Raw genomic sequence first — 1,470 nt, forward strand, 5'->3', positions numbered from 1 at the left:
CGAAGACTCAGACTGTACCGTAGGTACCAGCGTACTACATGTAAGATAATTTCAGGTTCGTAATGTTTCCACTTAAATTCTGTTGGCTTTTTCATACGGATACAAATCCTTTATAGATTGATAATATCAGTATGTCCAAGCTTCTTAGATTTTTTGCACCAGAGCCCAAATTCCTATATCGAGAATTGTGCGAACACAAAAGTCTCTTAAATACATTGAATCCCGATAATGTTACGTTATGTTAACCGAACATGTATAGGGTATACAAAGGAAATCTGTATCTAACCTACAACTTCGTTGGTATAATATGTATACATAAGATTATGAAATGGAGATGGAAAAGATGGTAAAGATACATCCTTTTACTATTGGTACTCTGTTTATCAGTATGTTGGCAATGGTGTTATATGCAATCCAGAACTTCTCACAGGGCAACATGGGGACAAGTACTACGTTTATCGGACTGAGTATCATGTTCTTGGCGATGGGGACTTATAGCATTATACGAAATTGTAGATTAGCAAAACAATAAAATACAATACCATACCATCTCTAAAATGGGGAGAGATTTACTGTAATTTAAAAATATACTGACATATCGGAGTGATACATATGCAGAAATATATAACAACATCTATTACATCCGTTCTACTCATTATGCAACTGGGTATTCTCTATTTCTGGATTGTTGATTGGCAAAAGATCGTGACACAAATAGGATTAATCATTTGGGGTAGTTCTATCCTTGTGGGAATATGGTTATATTTGCTACAGCGTAAATCCAATGAAAAAGTTTTAAGCATAAACAGAAAAGTAATCTTTGTTTCCACATCCATGACTGTTCTTTTAGCTATTTTGTCATTACTCATAGAATCAATTGTAAGGTCTATGCCATAACAACAATAGAAATCAAATAACTTCTGATAACGGCAATTATATGAACACAAAAGTCCCCCAGTTAAACAATCTGGGGGACTTTTAATAGTCTTTTAAATACATTGAATCCCGATAATGATACGTTATGTTAACCGAGTATGAATATGACATACAGCAAAAATTACATAACATACCAATTATTCCAGATGATACAATAAAGAAAAAAGGGGGTACTCTTTTGATAAATTACAACTACAAAAATAAGAAAAAGAACAATGGAAACCGTTTTATTTCATTCAGAAATAAAGGAGAAATATTAACATGAAGAAATATACATACTTACCTCCTAAGATAAAGCACTCTAGTAAATCGGTTGATGTTATAGATGAAACTGGAAATAAGGTATTCACATTTAAAAGAAATTACAAAAATATATTAACAAGAATGACAACCTATGCATGGGATATTGATTGGAACGTTCAAATCGATGTTTACTCCAACGATGGAGATATAATTTATCAGTGCAAGAAGACCAAATGGTTAGGAAATCCTAAGTATAAAGTTATTAACTGTCTGACGAGTGAAGAATATGAA

Annotated in this window: 2 protein-coding genes and 1 pseudogene; 2 read left to right on the plus strand and 1 reads right to left on the minus strand. The window is 32.5% G+C overall.

Annotated features, from left to right (window positions below):
* Positions 1–95: pseudogene (locus tag ACFQZ1_RS17830) on the minus strand (IS6 family transposase); the annotation flags it as partial.
* A gap of 517 nt (positions 96–612) precedes the next feature.
* Between ACFQZ1_RS17830 and ACFQZ1_RS17835 the strand changes: the two are divergent.
* Together ACFQZ1_RS17835 and ACFQZ1_RS17840 are read left to right on the plus strand one after the other, a co-directional pair.
* Positions 613–897: a hypothetical protein gene (locus ACFQZ1_RS17835; protein WP_377883544.1), complete on the plus strand. Its 285-nt coding sequence runs from the start codon at positions 613–615 to the stop codon at positions 895–897.
* 300 nt (positions 898–1,197) lie between these two features.
* A partial coding sequence (locus ACFQZ1_RS17840; RefSeq protein ID WP_445291727.1) for a tubby C-terminal domain-like protein occupies positions 1,198–1,470 on the plus strand: 273 nt, incomplete at its 3' end.

Origin of the sequence: Bacillus sp. CGMCC 1.60114 (genome assembly GCF_042676365.1) — a bacterium.
Lineage (GTDB): Bacteria > Bacillota > Bacilli > Bacillales > Bacillaceae_G > Bacillus_A > Bacillus_A rhizoplanae_A.